Source organism: Clostridium sp. AF34-13, assembly GCF_003477845.1.
Lineage (GTDB): Bacteria > Bacillota > Clostridia > Lachnospirales > Lachnospiraceae > Butyribacter > Butyribacter intestini.
In genome coordinates, this window is record NZ_QUEB01000002.1 from 213,923 (window position 1) to 233,937 (window position 20,015).

General features: G+C 36.3%; 13 protein-coding genes. 2 read left to right on the top strand and 11 right to left on the bottom strand.

What is annotated here, in order from left to right:
- Positions 1-11: 11 nt before the first annotated feature.
- The 7 genes from gatC to DWZ63_RS02870 form a co-directional block, all read right to left on the bottom strand.
- Positions 12-308: an Asp-tRNA(Asn)/Glu-tRNA(Gln) amidotransferase subunit GatC gene (gene gatC / locus DWZ63_RS02840; RefSeq protein ID WP_022014690.1), complete on the bottom strand. Its 297-nt coding sequence runs from the start codon at positions 306-308 to the stop codon at positions 12-14.
- 143 nt (positions 309-451) lie between these two features.
- Positions 452-1,381 (bottom strand): DUF1002 domain-containing protein, encoded by a 930-nt coding sequence (locus DWZ63_RS02845; RefSeq protein WP_243020465.1) that lies wholly within the window; start codon positions 1,379-1,381, stop codon positions 452-454.
- 107 nt (positions 1,382-1,488) lie between these two features.
- The gene (locus DWZ63_RS02850) at positions 1,489-2,709 is read right to left on the bottom strand and encodes an LL-diaminopimelate aminotransferase (protein WP_022014688.1); all 1,221 of its coding nucleotides are present in this window, start codon (positions 2,707-2,709) and stop codon (positions 1,489-1,491) included.
- A gap of 314 nt (positions 2,710-3,023) precedes the next feature.
- Positions 3,024-6,737 (bottom strand): alpha-L-arabinofuranosidase C-terminal domain-containing protein, encoded by a 3,714-nt coding sequence (locus DWZ63_RS02855; protein ID WP_118498622.1) that lies wholly within the window; start codon positions 6,735-6,737, stop codon positions 3,024-3,026.
- A 324-nt stretch (positions 6,738-7,061) separates the two neighbouring features.
- On the bottom strand, positions 7,062-9,434 hold the full coding sequence (locus tag DWZ63_RS02860; protein WP_118498624.1) for an ABC transporter permease: 2,373 nt from the start codon (positions 9,432-9,434) through the stop codon (positions 7,062-7,064).
- 11 nt (positions 9,435-9,445) lie between these two features.
- Complete coding sequence (locus tag DWZ63_RS02865) at positions 9,446-10,201, bottom strand: ABC transporter ATP-binding protein (protein ID WP_118498626.1); 756 nt, start codon at positions 10,199-10,201, stop codon at positions 9,446-9,448.
- A gap of 31 nt (positions 10,202-10,232) precedes the next feature.
- On the bottom strand, positions 10,233-12,344 hold the full coding sequence (locus DWZ63_RS02870; RefSeq protein WP_118498628.1) for a methyl-accepting chemotaxis protein: 2,112 nt from the start codon (positions 12,342-12,344) through the stop codon (positions 10,233-10,235).
- Positions 12,345-12,657: 313 nt separating this feature from the next.
- Between DWZ63_RS02870 and DWZ63_RS02875 the strand changes: the two genes are divergently transcribed.
- The gene (locus tag DWZ63_RS02875) at positions 12,658-13,836 is read left to right on the top strand and encodes an alpha/beta hydrolase-fold protein (RefSeq protein ID WP_118498630.1); all 1,179 of its coding nucleotides are present in this window, start codon (positions 12,658-12,660) and stop codon (positions 13,834-13,836) included.
- Between the two features lie 35 nt (positions 13,837-13,871).
- Positions 13,872-14,291, top strand: coding sequence for a MarR family transcriptional regulator (locus tag DWZ63_RS02880; protein ID WP_055942625.1), 420 nt, complete (start codon positions 13,872-13,874; stop codon positions 14,289-14,291).
- A gap of 115 nt (positions 14,292-14,406) precedes the next feature.
- Here the strand turns inward: DWZ63_RS02880 and DWZ63_RS02885 are convergent, their stop codons facing one another.
- The 4 genes from DWZ63_RS02885 to DWZ63_RS02900 all read right to left on the bottom strand — a co-directional run bounded on the left by DWZ63_RS02885 (position 14,407) and on the right by DWZ63_RS02900 (position 19,946).
- Positions 14,407-16,752, bottom strand: coding sequence for an Ig-like domain-containing protein (locus DWZ63_RS02885; RefSeq protein ID WP_182431429.1), 2,346 nt, complete (start codon positions 16,750-16,752; stop codon positions 14,407-14,409).
- 123 nt (positions 16,753-16,875) lie between these two features.
- A complete protein-coding gene (locus DWZ63_RS02890; RefSeq protein WP_118498634.1) occupies positions 16,876-17,829 on the bottom strand; it encodes a hypothetical protein in 954 nt (317 codons plus the stop codon).
- Positions 17,826-18,383 (bottom strand): sigma-70 family RNA polymerase sigma factor, encoded by a 558-nt coding sequence (locus tag DWZ63_RS02895; RefSeq protein ID WP_118498635.1) that lies wholly within the window; start codon positions 18,381-18,383, stop codon positions 17,826-17,828. Before DWZ63_RS02895 ends, DWZ63_RS02890 begins: the two co-directional genes overlap by 4 nt.
- Positions 18,384-18,473: 90 nt before the next feature.
- Complete coding sequence (locus tag DWZ63_RS02900; protein WP_118498637.1) at positions 18,474-19,946, bottom strand: serpin family protein; 1,473 nt, start codon at positions 19,944-19,946, stop codon at positions 18,474-18,476.
- Positions 19,947-20,015: the final 69 nt, after the last annotated feature.

Here is a 20,015-nt window from a genome sequence, read left to right on the forward strand (position 1 = left end):
TCCTCCATTCTCTATCCTACAATGGTTTTTGGCACAACAAAACTGTCATCTTTTTTTTCAGGTGCATTTGCAAGCGTCTGCTTCGTGCCATCACCGTTTGTAACCACATCTTCCCTGAACACATTGTTTACAGGGAATACATGAGACATTGGTTCAACATCCGATGTATCAAGCTCATTTAACTTGTCTATATAATCGAGCATTTCTTCCATGTCTTTTTTAGCTTTTTCTTTTTCTTCATCACTAAGTTCAAGCTTTGCGAGAATTCCAACATAATCTATTGTTTCATCAGAAATAACATTTGCCATATTCAACCTCACTTCATATTAGCCAAAATAACTGCCGTCCGCATCCGGTTTGCAGACAACAGACAAAAACTTTTACATTTAAAGAGTTATTTTAAACATAAGAGACTCACTCATTTGGGTGAGTCTCAGATTTTTAATTTATTTTATCCGAACAAACCTGAGAAAAAGTTTGCTATCGCCGTAAATATATTGCCAAAGAAATCGCCTATTTTCTCACCGAGTCCCTTTGTATCTACATTTGCAAGGTCAATACCTTTTTCTTTTAATTTGTTATATATATCAGATGCCTGCTTTGCAATCGTGTCAGGATCTATATCCTCGTTAGACACTTTCATCATCATGTTTGTCAGTTTTTCAACATCATCATCCGAAAGGTCGATACTAAGTTCATTGGCAGCCTGTTCAATAGCATCCCTTATATCCGTCTCAGATGAAAGCTGATCCTCAAACACTGCTTTCTTTGCTGCTGCCACAAGCTCCGTGACTTTCTGCTTATCACCAACATTTTTGGCAACTTCCGCAGTTGTTACAAGCTCATCTGTCGCAGTATCCATCGTCTTTTCGGATATTTCTTCACCCGTCATAACAGAATAGGCTTTCATCGCACCAACAAGTGCAGATGTACCTGATATATCAAATGGTCCGACAACAGTCACCTTTGCATCTGAAAGACCTGCCGTTACAAGTGCATTACAATACATACCAGATGTGCAGTAGGTAATATGCTTTGTCGAAACATTTACACCACTGTTTTCATCTGCTTTCACTACCATAACAGATGACAATGCTCTTGTCCCAATAACGGAGTCCGACATATAATCACCGAGATAATCATGCTCATCTTTATTTGTAATCTCTATCGTCTTATAATCTGACAGATCACTTTCGGTAATTCCAAATCCGTCGAGTACCGCCGCCTTTTCTTTTGCATTAAGGTCTGCTCCAAATGCAATATATTTTGAAGTTCCCGTAACTGCATCTGCCGATACCACATTTTTTTGTACTGCCACCGAAGTTATGACAAGTCCGGCGGTAAGTACGATACCCATCGCTCTAACTATACACTTTTTCAATATAATTCCTCACTTTTAAATTCATGACTTTAAATGCAACATAAATATGCATCACATTTACTATAAATTCGGCAAACCTGTAAGTAACAACACCCTGCCGCTTGTCATCACGCTTTACCTGCTTTGATACGCTCCATTGCTTTCTTTGTATTCTCAAGACTTCCGAATGCTGTCAGTCTAAAGTAGCCCTCACCACTTGGTCCAAATCCTGAACCAGGTGTTCCGACAATGTTAAGATTTTCAAGGAGATAATCAAAGAACTCCCATGAAGTCATCTTGTCAGGTGTCTTAAGCCATATATATGGAGCATCAACACCACCGTAAACTTCATAGCCTGCACCTGTAAGACCGTCTCTTATTATCTTGGCATTGTTCATATAATATGCTATCTGCTCTTTAGTCTCTTTCTTTCCCTCATCAGTGTAAACTGCTGCACCGGCTGCCTGAATAATATAAGGAGCACCGTTAAACTTAGTTCCGTGACGGCGTGCCCAAAGACTGTGAAGCATTACATCACCGCATTTAAGTTCTTTAGGGATTACTGTAAATCCAAGTCTTGTACCTGTAAATCCTGCATTTTTTGAAAAGCTTCTAAGTTCGATGGCACATCCTTTTGCACCCTCACACTCATAGATTGAATGAGGTACATTTTCAGTAGAAATATATGCTTCGTAAGCAGCATCATAGATGATAACCGCACCTATCTTTAAGGCATAGTCAACCCATACCTGTAACTGGTCTTTTGTAATAGTTGTTCCTGTAGGATTGTTAGGGAAGCAGAGATAAATAATGTCAGGCTCTTCCTTAGGAAGTTCAGGAACAAAGTTGTTTTCTTTTGTGCATGGCATATAGATAACATCTGACCACTTTTCTGTTTCAGGGTTATATACACCTGTACGGCCTGCCATGGCGTTTGTATCTACATATACAGGATAAACAGGGTCGCATACGGCAATCTTGTTGTCAACTGCGAATATGTCTCCGATATTTCCTGAATCACTCTTTGCACCATCACTTACAAAAATCTCATCTGCCGCAATATCGCATCCTCTTGCCTTATAATCATTCTCTACGATAGTTGTACGAAGAAATTCATATCCGAGGTCAGGAGCATATCCCTTAAATGTCTCTTTTACTGCCATCTCGTCAACCGCACTATGAAGTCTTTTTATAACAGCAGGTGCAAGTGGTAATGTAACATCTCCGATACCGAGTTTGATAACTTCTTTATCAGGATTTGCTGCCGTATATGCTGCTACTTTCTTTCCAATGGTAGAAAAAAGATAACTACCAGGTAATTTTAAATAATTGTCATTAATCTTAAACATTCTAATTTAACCCGCCTTTCAGTTCCGTCACCGCTAAATCCGCATATTATCACACCGTCTGACAGTCAGGCGGATATTTACAATCCGTACTGCTGCCTGCTTATAATATTATTATCTTATAGTGCTAAATGTCAGACTTATAAATTAGCTGCAACTTATTTTCTCAATTACACATTTTACACGAAACAACACGTTATTGCAAGATGTGATATTTTCGCTGTTCACTCAATAATGAAAAAGGGTGTTATTCACTTACAAGCCTGATACTGACTATCAGGCTTGTAAATAAACTTTTATGACTATGGTAAATATTTTCAGAATACTACTACCGCTACTGAATTTGCAGGTAGTAATATCTCTGCTGTCTGATTATTTACGGCTGTCTGATATTTTACCGGAACGACATATTCTTTTTCTTTAGTATTCACATTTGCAACACCGGCAAGCTCCTTATCCGCCGTAAGCATTACAACTTCGGCACTCGCAACTTTTTTGTAAGCATCAAGTTTTACTGATACTTTCTTTGCAACATTATCTTTATTTACAAGTTTTGCATAGATGTTCTTTTCATCTCTTGTTACGGAATTAAATACAACTCTGTTATATGCATTTAATTTATAGTCAAGGACTATGCTCTTATTTCCTGCCTCATCTGTATAATACATCTTAAGTCCCTTCGCATCTCCGCATCCGTAATTAACAGTAAATACATACTGTTTTCCGTCCTGAAGCGGTTCAAAATTGCACTCTCTCAAATTTCCTGCAAGCTCACTTGATGAGTAGTCGCCCATTCGGTAGCCCTCACTTCCGTCCTTAAAGACTCTTACACCGGTGAGATAACCATGCATTGAAACAGCATACTCAACGACATTTTTATTCTTCTCTGATATATCCGTAAGACCTGCTCCCACAAACAATCCGCCGTTTCCTGATATTCTCTTTGCAGTTACATTTATCTTATAATCTGTCCAACTATCATCATATATATAAATTCCGTTTGCTGCTTTGTCAGTTGCCTTAAACAAAATTCCATCTGCCTGTTTTTCATAATTCTCCGAACCCGGTATCAGTGAAATTTTCTCATTAAGTTCATTTGCAAAATCCTGGCTGAACAATACACTTCCGTCTGCATTTGAGGTTATCTCAATTTTCTGTAAAAGCACATCAGCTTCAGTTACCGAAACTGATACTCCTCCATGCGGTATAAGCTGCTTCTTCTCGTCTTTGTCATACATCTTAAATGATGTGTCAACGGCACGGTCACCTATATACTTTGCAAACATCTGCTGAACATAATAGTTTGGTGTGTACCATACCGAATCATTGTCAAACCAGATGGCATCAGGTGTCCAGCGGTATGCTCCGTCAGAGAGCACCTTATTAAACAGTGGTGCTGTTGCCGCAAGTCTTACTACATCTGAGTTATTTTCAAAACCTGTCATGACCGCTGCCTCTGCAACTGCTCCGGCGAGTGTGTTTTTATCCGATGATGCATACTCACCGACAAATACTTTTGATGAATTACTGTCATCTATTGTTCCATCTGTATTGTATGCCCTGTAATAATAATCATATCTGTCTGCATTTTCATATAAATACGCATTTGAACGGTAATAATGCTCGTCAGCTACCGTCTCCATATAATGTTTCTGGTATTTATACCACTCGACTTCCTTATCAAAACTCTCGTTTCCGTCAGTAAATGCAATGACAGCTCCCTTATCCTTAAGATTACCGCTCAAATATCTCCATCCAAACTTATAGGCATCATCATCTGCCTGTGCACCTACCGTTGAAATGATAGTGAGGTCATAACCCGGATAATTCTTTTCCATATGCTCGTCAATAGCGTGTTTAAATTCTTCAAAACTTGCGAAAAATTCTTCGCCCCAGTTTTCATTTCCAACACCTAAAAGGTGCATATCAAACGGCTTTTCGTGTCCCATCTTCTTTCTCAAAGCAGCCCACTCATTATTTTTACAGTCGGTACTTATCGCAAAGTCGATAAGGTCTGTAAAGTTTTTAATATATTTCTCCTGAAGGCTTCCACCTGCCGGATTTGCATAATCAGAACGAGCCTGACAAAGCACTCCGCAAGCCATGACAGGAAGCGGTGATGCACCTAAGTCCTCGGCAAGCTGGAAATATTCCATATAACCGAGTCCCATTGTCATCATATATCCCCACACATTAAAGTTTTCTTTTCTGTATTCAATATCATCGACCGAATCTTTCCAGTCATATACATTTTCCCATATAAACGAACCCTCTGAAATACATCCGCCCGGAAATCTTAAGAATTTCGGATGAAGGTCACGCATGGCTTCAACAAGATCTCTCCTTAAACGATAATTCTTGTTGCCAATATAGTTTGCATGAGCTGTAGCACTTGTGCTCTCATCACCTGCTCCCCATACATTTTCAGGCATAAGAGAAACCATATCTATTGAAATCTCGCCCTCAAACGCAAGTCTTAACTGTGCATATCCTGTCTTTTTTGCAGTAAGGACAATCTTTTCATCCTCACCAAATTTCTTCCATGTGTCAGAAATTCCAGCAAGTTCTTTCTCGTCACTCACCAAAACATCCTCCTCATCGACAAGAGCTATCTTTATCTTTGCCACATTGTCTGTACTCTTAGCCCATATAGAAAAATCATATTTCTCATCTTTTTTAAGATACATTGAGAGAGCCGCCGTCGTGTCACAGAAACCTCTGTTATAGAGCACCGCACCTGACTTTGCAATAACATAATACTCACTTGTATCAGGTTTTGTAATTCCGAGATGCTCATTTAAACCGCCCTCACACTTAGGTGTGACCTTATCTGTGTCACCAAACCAGAATGCGAGCGGTGTATGATTTCTTCCTGTCGATTTTCCGTTTTCCCCTGATGACGGGTCATATGTATTATATGTAAACGCTTCAAATGAACGATTATTTACAAGTTCAGCGTATATACCGCCATCTGCCGCATTGTTTATATCCTCATAGAAAAGACCGTAGAGAGTATCACTTATCTTTACCTTTTCACGGTCGGCATGAATAGTGAGTTCATATGGAACTTCCGTCTTTGGAACAACAGTAACCATATATTCAATAGTCTTTTTCTCATCATCAAAAGAGAGCATTGCACTAAGTTTCATATACTTAGCTTTCTCAAAATCCCCGACTTTTCCATCAGAGCTTAAAACAGCTTCGTCCTCTGACTTCCATACAACATTTACCTTTCCTCCCATATAAGATGTAGGAAGTTCTATATTCTCTGTTATTATCTTGTCAGGTGCAGTGAGATATTTTTCGCACACCATCTCAAGAATATCTTTCTTTGAAATACTCTCACACACAATATCTACTATATCACCCTCTGAAAGTGCAGAATCGTAAATTCTAAAATCTGAAAGTGCCACATTTGCATCCGGGTCTGCATCAAACTGTGAACGGCCGATAAAGTTATTTACATATTTTCCATCCTCCTTAAGACCTGCAAACCACTCTCTGAGTCTTCTGTAGTTTCCGCTTGATGTCTGACTTATAAGACCGTCTGCTATAAGCTCACCGTCAACATATACCTGCGGACCTGCACTGCTGAGTGTTCCGTTCTTCGTGCCGTGAACAACAACTGCAACATGAATCCATGTGTGCTCTGCAAATCCTTTTCCCGGATCAGCTAAAAGGTCTGCCCCACTAAAACAGCTTGCCCTGAGATTTCTCGTAAGGAAGAAATAAGGTCCCATTGTAGAATGACCGAAATCAAAAAGTCTCTCCCACACATTCTCACCTTTAGAGAGATTCATCCAGAAAGAAATGCAAAGACCGTCATCATCAGAAACACCCTTAAGGATATTTTCAGGAAGTTTAATGTATGAATTAGCGACCTTTCCATCACCACTGATAACAACAGCCTTTCTTCCGTCAACATCCTTTATGACGGGGGCATTATCCCCGGCAGGAACGGCATCAAAACCATTCCCTGAACTATCTGCTCCAATATTTTTTTCATCATCAAATTTGTACCATGCTATCATAGTATGCTTCTCCTTTTTTTGTATTTTTATTTTTCAAAGCTATAGCACTATTTTACAATTTATTAAAATAATTTACAATATTATTTCCAAAAAAATTGTAAAAGTTCGTAACAGTTCAGCCAAAAAAAGATAAGTCAATAATACACAAGCTTGCTCGATGTATTATTGGCTTGTTTTTTTGGGCGGAATAGCCTTTCATTTATGAAATGAAGTAAACACAAGCTGCATTGCAGCGACTGACTGCTTGCTGGCAGGTTTACGAATGTAATAAATGAGAGGCTGAACTGTTACAAGTTTTTTCCATGCCCCATTGCCTTTCATTTTTTATGCCTGAACAGCCACATTTTCCCTTACATTTTTCCTCAAAGACACCAATAACACTAAAAACAGCACAAGTATGAACCATATATTCTCCGTTCTGAACTTAATATCCATCCAGACACCATATTCCCTCAGATTAAATATTTTCAATATCTCAATGCCAAGCACTATACCGGCTACAATCCCCGAAAAGATAAACAGGACAAGCTGGTACCATATTATCTTTTTCACTCTGCCCTCTGACATTCCGAGTTTTCTTAGTACCACATATTCTTTTCTTCTCGACTGTATCATGTTTGCTGCAGCATTTACCCAGCCTATCCCTGCCATTACACTTAACATATAGAGTGTAAATCTCACTATAAAATATCTCTGTTTAAGAATTTTATGTGAAAATGCCATTATCTGTTCAAAACTTTGCCATCTGAGTGCCGTAAATTCCATTCGGGCATTTTGCAAGCTCATATCAAGTTTTTTTGTCATTTTATGTGCAAATATCTTCCATTCGCCCACAGCCATTTCTTTTGGAAATGATATGAATATTGTACTGTCTGTATCAATTATGACACTCGCCAAAGTGCTGTCAGGTATAACACCGACAACTGTTACAGTGGTCTTTACCCCCTTATAGCCCTCCCACATTTTATAATTAGTTCTCATTCTCTCATCATAATCTGTAAAATCTGCATCATCTGTGCTAAGTACCAGCTTATCGCCTACTTTTAACTTATAATCTTTAGCCGCTTTCCTGCTTATCAATATTGAATGTGCAAAATCTGATATACTGCTTTTCACAAGCCCTGATTTCTGCATATTTTTCAATGATGCAAAAGATGTTCCACCCGAAAAGAAAAACTGTTTCCCCGATGATTTTCTTGCCGTAATGCCTGTTGCCGCATCTATCTCTGACTGTAAAAATACATTTGTATCTACCTGTTTTTGAATTTTTTTGCACAAATTGTCAAGTTTTGAGTAATAATAAGACTGCTCATCCTGTATAAGCACATCATCGGTATATATGTTCTTATAATATATCTCATTATTTCTTCCTATCTCGTCCATCAAATCCTCACTGCAATATGTAAATACCGTTAGCATGATTATCGTAAATATCATAAGAAAATTTTCTTTCATTTTCGGAACAGCCATCTTATAGCTTATAAGCATATCAGATGGCAATACGGCAGATATAAAACGGTTTATAATTCCTTTTCCCGAATATGCCTTATTTGACGAGCCATCGTTTTTCATGGACTGGTATGGAAGTTTATTTATAAATGACTTTGAAAATAATGTAAGAAATATTTCTACTACGGCAAATACTGCTGCCATGATACCAAAAGCCAGCGAAATATCAACATTCCTCGCCTCAGCGACAAGGTCAAATTCATTACCGATAACACCAAACAGGATTTTTCCCGCTAACACCGAAAAAACAAATCCAAGTAAACATCCCACACCTGTAATATAGACACCCAGCAGTGAAAATATCATTTTTACCTGTCCTATACTTGCACCCATCGTCCGCATAACAGCCATATCCCTGCTGTATTTCTGCATAAATCTCCTGAATACGGCGGCTATAAACAACAGACTTATTATAATGACTATAACCGCAAGAATATTCATAAAACTCGAATACACCTTTACATAGGACTGGTATTCCTTAGAATCCTCTATCATAGTTATGTCAAGTTTTTTATCTGCACTCTTTACAGCATTTTTAATATTGCTCATCTTTTTGCTGTGTTTTGTCTTTATCAGCATATATGATGAACTTATATCCTCATTCTTTATCCCGCTAAATGCTTTCTTTGTAATTACCGCAAAATAAATATTCTGGAAAGAAAAATTATCATCATAGATTATCTCTGACACGGTAAATTTTTTTGTTCCACAGTAAACCGCATCACCGACTTTAAGATTTTGGGAGTCGGCAAACTTCTGATTTATCACTATAAGATTGTCTTTTAAACGGCTGTAAAACTTATATCTCGCCCTGTTTAATCTCCCATTGTCAGTGCCTATAGTATAGATACTCACGGAATTTTTTTCTTTAAGAGCCGTTTTCATATCAATATAATCCCATATCCCTGTATTAAGTTCACTTATACCGTCAAGCCTTGACACATTTTTCAATACCTTATCATCAATCCTTGAATAATCTTCATGGGCGGCTATTATATCGCAGTCTCCAAATGTCTCCCGCATATTTTGAAGATATGACTTTTTTGAATTTCTTGTAAGCTGAAACATCAAAATGAGCATTGCACTTACAAAAAACACACATACAATACATGAAGCAGTTAAAAATCTACTGTTTTTCAAAAAATCAAGGCTTATCCTGTTTAATTTTTTTATATCTTCTCTCTCCATTTTTCTCCCCCTCACGCCACAAGTCCTCTGAATATAGCGAGTATATTTGAAAAATTATCACTGCCTTCCTCATTTTTATATTCGTTCTTTATCTCGCCGTCATGTAGAAATATAACTCTGTCAGCGTATGTAGCAATAATCGGGTCATGTGTCACAACGATAAAACTCTGTTTTTCTTCCTTTTTTAACTGCATAAACAGTTCCATTATCTCAAGTGAAGTATTGTAGTCGAGATTTCCCGTCGGCTCATCCGCGAGAACTATATCCGGATGTGTCACCACCGCCCTTGCTATCGCAATCCTCTGCTGCTGCCCTCCCGAAAGCTGCGTAACACCGCTGTCAAGTTTATCATCAATCCCCACTCTCCTGACTATGCTTTCAACTGTATCTTTAACTTTCCTGTCACGACCCCCTTTAAGCACCAGCGGCAGTGAAACGTTTTCACGCACTGACAGGTCATTTAGCAGACTGAAATCCTGAAATATAAAACCAATATGTTTATTTCTTATCTCCGTGGCATGAGGTTCTTTGGAATACTGCTCTTCAAGTCTGCCGTTCAGATATATCTCGCCCTCATCCGGCACGAGAAGTGCACCTAAGATATTTAAAAGTGTGCTCTTGCCTGAGCCGCTTCCCCCCATGACCGCAAGTATCTCGCCCTTTTTTAGACAAAAAGAGACTCCCTTTAAAGCTTGAACTTCTGAATTTCCTGTAACAAATGTTTTCTTTATATTTTTGATTTCTAAAATAATTCCACTGTTCTCCATTATTTTTCTCCTATCAATATACTATTTTCACCTAATTACAATAATTTTTATTTACATAATGCTTTATAGACATTATGTCTTCCGGCATACGGCATCCGACTGTGTACTCCCCGTCATTATTTGAGCATCTTATAATACATCCTTCTAGCGGATTTGTACAAATCTCATCAAAATTATCCACTGAAACAACTATATTCTTATCTTTTGCATTTACAAAAGCACTGTCACAGACCGAAAATGCAAAACCGTTTGCACTCACATTTACCATACGCCCATTATATGTTTTGTCATCGTTCTCAAATTTTATCGTACAGGCATTTGCAATCGGCATACGAGGATATTTTCTTCTGTTATGTACCTGCGGATTTGACTCTATATAAAGTTTATACTCACCACTTTCAGCGGCTTTACTGTGTCTGATTGATATATTTTCCCAATAATACAATACATTGTCTACTACTATATTAAAGTTACATCTCGTATGTTTATCTTTTTTATCAAACAATTCACTGTCTTTTTCGTCAACAGTTATATATAGTTCATTGCCTTTACGCTCTACAACTTCACCACTATACTCTTTCTTAACACCATTTACATTGCTTATGGAAATCTTCATGCCGCTTCTTACATCCTGAACACCCATAAATCCGCCAACGCCAAGTTCTTCCATTAGTTTTCCGACAACATCCTCAATGTCCATCGCACTTTTAGCACTTGACTCATACTTGCTGAGCATGGTTTTTGTAGTAAGTTCCGCCTTGTTTATGCTTTCTGTCATATCGTTCATAACAGCACCTACCTGATTCATATTGTCAGTAAGTGTTTTATTTGATGTCTCTACCTCTTTTACTGCACTATCTACAATCTTTATATTTTCACCAAGCGTTGCAGCATCATTTGTTATTTTTGTCACACTCCTATTAACATTTGATACTTTTTCTATGTTCAACTGGATAAGTTCTATAGTCTGTGCAATGGAATCCATCATTTTTGCCGATGTCTCCTCAAGTCTTGAAAGTGCCTGCATAATACTTCCCGATGATTCTTTAGTTCCATTACTTAAATTTCTTATCTCATCTGCAACAACTGCAAAGCCCTTTCCTGCTTCACCTGCTCTTGCTGCCTCTATTGAAGCATTAAGTGCAAGAAGATTCGTCTGCGATGTTATACCATCTATCGTGCTTGTCTCATCTTTAACACCGTTGAACTCTTCTTTAAAGTCTGCCAGTATATTTTCTACTTCTTTAGAAAGTTCAGACATTTTGTTTGTTGTATCAACCACTTCCACAAGGTCCTTAGCACTTGTATCTGCGTGCTCAACAGATGCATTTATAAGTTCTACGACCTGTTCCATAAGTCCTGCAACATTTCTTACCTGGTCGTCAATTACATTTGTCATATCAACCGAAGATACGGTTTTCTCATTTAATACATCATTGTTATCCGAGAGCACTCTCATATCTTTAACAACTTCATCCGCACCTGCCTTATTCTCATCTGCAAGCTCTCTTACAACAGTTACTCCATCAACAACCTCATTACTTGCAACTTTTACCTGTTCAACTGTCTTTACCACTCTCGCAAGGTTTCCTTTAATGGAAGCTGTCAATGCTCCATCTGACTCTACAAGATGCTTTATTGCCATATTTGTGCATACATAACAACAGATGACAACGGCAAACTCAAGTGCACATTCCTCACTTGAAACAAAATCCATCATCCCCTTTACTAAACCTTTGTACATATTGCTGGAAAGAAGAATAAATAATGTTATCCACATCATTACCTTTATGAACTTAGGATCCTTATAGAGAATCAATATTGAAAGTAATGGCAATATAAATACATATGATACCTGGTCAAGTGAGGTCCACGCAATAACAGAATAAAACAATAAATATCCTATTCCTAACATCCATTTATAATTTTTATTGTCCTCACCCTTAACTTTTAATAATACTTTGCTGATAATAAGCGACAGCCATCCAACAGTAAAAAACATAAAGAAATATCCAACATCCAGCTTGCCGGTACCAACCTTTATACCATAATAAACTGACACTATTATCATCAATATAAACCAGGTTATTCCACCACGCTTATTTGCTTTTGTTATAAAAAATGATTCATCATATTCCTGCATATCCTAATACCTCACTTATTTTTCTATTTAATAATCTACCTATTATTTTAATATATTATAATATATAAATCAACATACTGATAGACTTTTCAAAAAACTATTTTCCCTGCTGCCGCCATATTTCAGTCTGTTTTTGTTAATTATATCGTATAACAAGTAACAGTTCAGCCTTGTATTTTTTACATTTATAATTTTATATTGACAAACATTCTTCAAAGTTATAATATAACAGCAGTATTGATTAGCTTTCTAATTAGCTTTCTTACTTTAAAATCGCATTTGTTTTACTATATTAAACCCGGAGGTTACAAACATGAAAAAAAAATTAACACTTATTCTCACAGCAGCACTGACAATTTCTACATTATTATTACCCGTCACATCGTTTTGCACCACACACAGTATTGCAAAGACTGCCAGACAACCTAAACTTAGTGCCAAAAAACTCATAATGAAAACAGGACAGACTAAAAAATTAAAATTAAAAAATGTTTCCGGTAAAAATCAGAAAAAGATTAAATGGAGTTCAAATAACAAATCCATTATTACAGTTAATAAATCAGGACTTATAAAAGCAAAAAAGAAAGGAAAAGGCAAAATAATGGCAAAATACAACAATAAAACTTATACTTGTAATGTCACGGTAAAAAAAAGACCAGCAACAAAGCCGGACCCATATGACGGCGATGTGGCATATCCTGTATCTTTTGCATATACAGAAAAAAACAGTGATGTCACTTATGGTAAGGTTAAAATTGATACATACTTTTCAACAACCACCAACAAAAACAGAAAATGTGCCGTAGTACTGCCGCCAAACTACGACAAAAACAAAAAATATCCGGTGTGCTATCTTCTCCATGGTCTTGGTCAGGATCATACAGACTGGCTTAATGCTAATGCACCTGTTATAATAGGAAACATGATTGCTGAAAAAACGGCAAAAGAAATGATACTTGTGCTTCCAAACTGCCGTGCAAGGGCAAATGATACATATGTTGGAGATGCTTTTTCGCTTGACAATTATCGTGCATTTGACAATTTCATAAATGATCTTCGCGACAATCTTATGCCTTATATAAAGGAAAATTATTCGGTAGCAGAAGGTCGTGAAAACACAGCAATTGCCGGTTTTTCAATGGGTGGCCGCACTGCACTTTATATCGGTCTTTCAATGCAGGACACTTTTGGATATATAGGAGGTTTCTGCCCTGCTCCCGGACTTTTTGCATACGAAATGAACGGAATAGCTGAAGACGGTCTTTTTAAAGCAGATACATTTAAGTTAAATGATGAATATGCCGACAACACTCTTTTAATGATTGTTGCAGCCAAAAGCGATACAGTTGTTTTTGATATTCCTGAAACATACCACAATGCACTTGTTAAAAATAACACTAAACATATATGGTACAAAACAACCGGTGGGCATGATGCCACAGTAATGGATCACGGTTTTTACAATTTTGCAAAAAGACTTTTTAACAATTAGTAGTTAATATTTACTATCAAACGAGGATTTTACATATGAATGAGAAATTTTTTTTAAAACTGCTTGAACTTTCCGCAGCACACGCAAAACGCAGCCATGCCATTTTTGAAAGGCTTAATCTTTCAAATGCACAGCCAAAGGTTTTGTATATACTCAGAGAGACAGATGGATACACCCAGAAAGAACTTGCCTCTATCTGCAGAATAACACCCCCGTCTATGACATCCATACTTAATAACATGGAAAAAGCTGATTTTATATATCGCGAAAAAGTATTAACTGCAGGTCAAAAACACGCACATAAAATTTATCTTACGACAAAAGGAAAAAAAACTGCTGAAGAAGTTTATTCCGAATTTGAAAAACTTGAAGAGTTATGTCTTAATGGTTTCTCGGAAAAAGAAAAACTTCAGGTATTTGAAATTTTTGACAAAATAATTAAAAATCTTTCATAATTTCATAACGATAAAAATATCGTTAAACATTTATATCTTGTATAACTCTGTATTAAAAACAATAAGCCGTATTCTAAATATCATTATCATTTAGAATACGGCTTATTTATTTCACTTAATATGTATATTTGTAACTATAATATGCCGTCTGCAGATTTATATCCGAAGTAAAAGCATTATTTCTCAAATCTATAGCATGTTTCATTTTACTGTTTTTTGATACTGTTACCGTTATCGTCTTTGAACTGTATGCTTTCATATTCACTTTCTTATTAACCACTCTCTGGTGCAGACATCTGCCATTTGCGTATATTTTTACATCAAGTGCCTTTATAACTTTTAATTTTCTGTCAGTATATGTATTATATAATTTTATTTTGACTTTAAGTTTGTTCCCTGAAAAATATGTCTTTACAACCTGATAATATATCCTGTCGAGAAGCATATCTTTAATTTTTGCAGAAGGCTGTGTATATACATTCTTATGTACTGTAACTTTCTTCTTTATTGTAATACCATTCACCTTACATTTTAATGTTGCAACACCCGTTTTTTTAGCTGTTATCTTTCCATTTTTCACCGTTAATATCTTTTTATTTGATGATGACCATCTTTCTTTTTTTGATGAATTTGATCCTATAATTCGCATTTTGCAGCTAAGCCCCTCTGTCATAGTGCCATCCATTCCAATCATATACGGTGTATCAACAGTAACATTACAAGTTAATTTTACTCCGTCAACTTTGCATATAATCAAAGCATTACCTCGTTTTTTTGCCGTAATTTTCCCACTCTTTGATACCGTGGCTACTTTTTTATTTGATGTACTCCATTTCAAAGTTCCTTTTTTATCAAGCACTTTTACTTTCTGCGTATTTCCAATATACAAATAACATCTTGAGCAATTCAGATAAGGACCTTTAACATTAACTTCACATGACATCTCATAACTTCTTGTTCCTATTTTCATAGTGACATCTACAACTGTATTACCTCTTCCGGCTGCCTTCAAAATACACTTATCATCCCCACTTTTTGTAACCCTCACCACACTTTCGTCACGAGATATAAATAATACCTCATCCCATTTGTATCCTGTATAATCTTTCCCATCATCATATGTAAGAACAGGCTTAAGTGTAAACTTTTCATTTACTCTCATTTTTACGAAAGATTTATTAAGTGAAATCTGCGGCTCCTGAACTACTACCTCATATTTTTTCACAACTCCATCCCATGTCGTTGCTGTTATGTTAGTCGTTCCCATATTGACAGATGTAACAAGACCGTTTTGATTCACGATTGCAACGCCTTCGTCTTCTGATGCCCAGGTAACTTCATTGTTCTCTCCTGAAGCCGTTGTGACTTTTGCGTTAAGCTGCATTGTCTTTTCAAGCCCTACTATCAGCTTGTCACCAGTTCCTGTAATTTCAAGGTCTTTTGTTTTTTCCCTTACAAGAACATCTATCGACCCTGTTGTATATGAATCTTCAAAACATACCCTTACTGTATATACCTGATTTGCCTCAAGCTCACAAGATATATCTGCATTTGATATTCCTCTTTCACTTGCAATATATCCTTCTGTTTCCTGAACCTTATCTCCCTTATATATATATACTACACCGCCTACACCCTTCTGCATCTCTATCATAAAATTATATTGAGTTGTATTCTTTGGAGTAAATGTAAAATATGCCTCTGCATCACCGCTTTTTATATCAGCACTTGCTTTTTTGTTTACTGTCAGCTCTTTTTCAGATAAAACACTGTCCGTACTTATAACCGTAACATAAAAAGTTTCTTCATAATTATCATATGTAGAGATATTTATGCTTGTACTGCCGGCTTTCACTGCCGTAACAACTCCGTTTTCATCAACCGTTGCAATGCCCTCATCCAGACTTCTATAAGTTATAAGTCCATTTGTCTTGATACTTGCAGGTTCAACCTGAGTATCAATCTTTAATTTGTTTTCATTTCCGATAATAATTCCTGTTCTTTTAGAGAGAACTAACGACTCTGTCTGCGGTAATATTTTCACCCCGGCACAGCTTGCATAATACATAGAACTGACTTTTTCTACCTCTATTGTATATTTTCTTCCCTCTGTCATATTATAACTGAAATAATCATTTTTTCCCGCCTTGATATGCTCAACATAGTTATTTTCAACATCATCATGAATCCTTATAGTCATTCGTTGATCTTCATAATCATTTATCTCAATTCTATATCTTGCCGTATCTTTTGCCGTAAATGTCGCATAACCTTTACCTGTTCTGTCAGTAAAATTAATCTTATTTTCAACAGCAAGCGAAAACAGTTTATTCTGAAATGCCGCATTTTCATCTGTATATTCATTAACCGTCTGTGCCGCCTTCACTATATTTGTATCACTTGGAATAATACTCAATGTCATTGCTATAAGCATAATAAAAACTCTAATATTTTTTTTCATCTTAATTGTCCTCTCTTGTCCATATATAATTCTATGCATTATGAACACATTGACATTTATTGTACCACATATTTACAAAAAAATCTCCTAACAGCATAAAAACATCATACTTATTTCCACTTTCTATTTTTTCATATATGAATAATATCCGTCATTTTCCTTTCGCACTGTCATATTAAATCCATCTGTTGTTTTATCTCCCTTTTCTTTAAATTTCACATTTATTTCTAACAGCTTTATATCTTCCTCCGACTGCTGTTTTTTTGTAATATTAGCCGTAAACATCAGCTTTGTTCCAGATTTACACACAACTTTTGCTTTTTTATTTTCTTTCCAATTGCTGTTTTTGTCAGATAAAACTGTTTTTTCTATCGACATACCGGCATTTGTCTCTTTAACATTGCAAATATATGTGCCTCCATCACCAGATTTGCCAAATTGCAATATAAATTGGATTTTTGTTGTCTCTCCGTCTTTTGTTGCATGAACTTTTAATTTCTGCTTTTTGTTAGTTCTTATTTCTGTGCCATCAGCACAATTGTCCCCACTTTTAGCCGAACCGCTGTTTTTTTCCTCCGTTTTATCATAATCTGCACTTACACCATCTTCTGTCCCACTCTTTTTATTTTTCTGCGTGTCGGATACATTTTCATCATATCCTGCTGCTATATCCTGCAACACGCTGGTTTGTGTCCCGTCAGAGTCCTGTATTTCTTCCTCTGTTATCTCAGGATTATAGATATGTATATGTATATTTTCTGATGCATATTTAAATGTCTCACTCTCATCCATAGAATCATCATTCTTGCTTTTATCATAGTTTTTTTCAACAGTCTTCCCTGTCGAACTTAATTCATTTTTATATGACTTTTTCGGTTTTTCATATACAAGTAATGCACAACCTATGACTGCTGCGGCTGTCCCAACGGCAAATACAGTTTTTGCATATTTTTTTAATCTCTTTCGTCTAAAAGACATCTTTTTAATATTTTCTGAATAATCCTCTGCTTCTTTTAGCATTTCTTCTGAAACACCGCCAATGGCATACATCAGCTTTTCCGCCTTTTTTTCGCTCACACTACCGCCTCCTTTTCAAGCCATACGGCAAGCTCCTTTCTCATACGGCTAAGGATTGATTTTACCGTACCCTCTTTTATATCAAGCTCTTCAGCGATTTCCTTAATATCCATAACATAGAAATATCGTTTCAAAAAGACGGTACGGTTTCTCTTAGTCTGTTTCCACAAAAAATCTTCTATAGACTCTGTAAGAAGTTTATATTCCATGTCTTTTTCCACCGTCTTTCCGTCAGTTATACACTCATTAAGTTCCTCTATTGCAATATTCACACTATTCCCTCCTCTTTTTAATGCGTGCATATCCCTATACCTGTTAAGCGACAGATTTCTCACTATCTTGGCAAGAAATGTACTAAGCACTGACGGTCGGCTTGGCGGAATCGTATTCCATGTCCTTAGCCATGTATCATTTACACACTCTTTTGCATCTTCCTCATCATGTACAATACGCTCTGAAATACAAAAACAATAACGGTCGTATTTTTCAGATAGTTCGTTAATACCGTTTTCATTTCTGTCCCATATCAACTGTACTATTTTCTCATCTTCCATATATCTCCTTTTTGTTAATTAAAAATAGGCGTTTGCGAAACTAACTATATGTGTGCAATTGACACAACATATAGTTAGTTTCGCAATTATCTATGCAACTCTATTTACTGCTCCCATAAATATCGGAAGACCGTCACTTGTTGAAACTATTATAATAAATGGTCTGTTGCAATTCATTGTGACAGTATCCTTTTTTTCGTCTGCCAATGCATCAATGGCAATCTCTGTATATGATGCCATACTGCATCCGTTTTCGTCAATCGTCATCCTGCTATTTTGTTTTGCTTTACTAACATAAATTCCACCTTCTGATTTATTTTCTCCATCTGACACAAACATTTTAGAAAAATCTGCTTTTTTCCCATTAAAAATATTTTTTATACCCATATCCTGCATCAATGGATTTAATTCAAGTTCACTTTTAAAATCCAGTTTAGGCATTGAAAATTTTACTATCTTAGAATAATCCCATTTTTTATTGAATGTGTTACACAATGAAATTATCTGCTTTGCGTCCTTATTATTTATGAGTTTGTCTGCTGCCACATTTTCCTTTGGCAGTATTATATTCATATTTGCATTTGTCATAGGTATCGAAACTGCCTGATACCTGCCATTCTCAGTATAGGCATAAGAATACTCCGAATTTAAAAAACTGCATTTTTCCTTATCAATCTTTTCCTCCTCAGTGGTATTACCGCAGGTGTATGCAGACTGGCCGTAGAATATGCCCTTCTTTGTATTGTTTTTATCAAATCTGACTTTCCACTGCTCCTTAAAATTTACGGCTGACAACAATAACATAGCCATGTCTTTATTTGTTTTCAGATTACCTTTTATCTTACCACCTGTCTGCTCATCAATCCATTTATTTATTTTATCATTAAAACTTTTACTTCCCATCTCTCCCATTAAACTATACGCATTATAATCATTTTTAAGTATTGTGCCGGCTTCTCTGGAATAATCATATTTATCACTGAGCCATGCAGAATTACCTAAAGAGCAGTTTTCGGATTTTATTTTACCGCTTATATACCCCATCATCTTTCTTATTATCTTCTGTTCTTTCTCCTCTCTGTCATTTACATTTATGCAATCCGAAACATCTGCTCTAAACATATTTTTGCCAAATGAATTTAATATCTGCTCCCGACTCTGCCCTGCAGTCATTTCCGAGAGCATCCCGTTTGCAAGATACATATTTATATTTGAGCAGGCGACAAGCCCCTTTTGTGGATTATCCCCCCAGCTCTGTTTAAGAAAATGATATAAAAGACTGCTGTTATAATCTTTATAAATCTGTTTACATTTTTTAACTTCTTCATTTGACAAATTTACAGATGATTTTTTCTTCTTTCCCACAAGTTCCTTTTTCTTGTCTTGTACTTCGCTGCTTGATGACTCACCATCATTTTTCTGAATATCAGATGTTTTTTGTGTACTTACATTTTTGTTTCCTGCTTCATTAAGACCGGTCTTTCTGCCGCCACATCCGGTCGTTCCTGCTATTACAAGTGTCATAAATAATGCAAATGCCTTTGCAATCCTGTCTTTTCTCATAAAAAAACCTCCTTTAAACTTCCGTTATTATTCAAAACAAACATCATAAGAAGTCAAACTTATGACAAT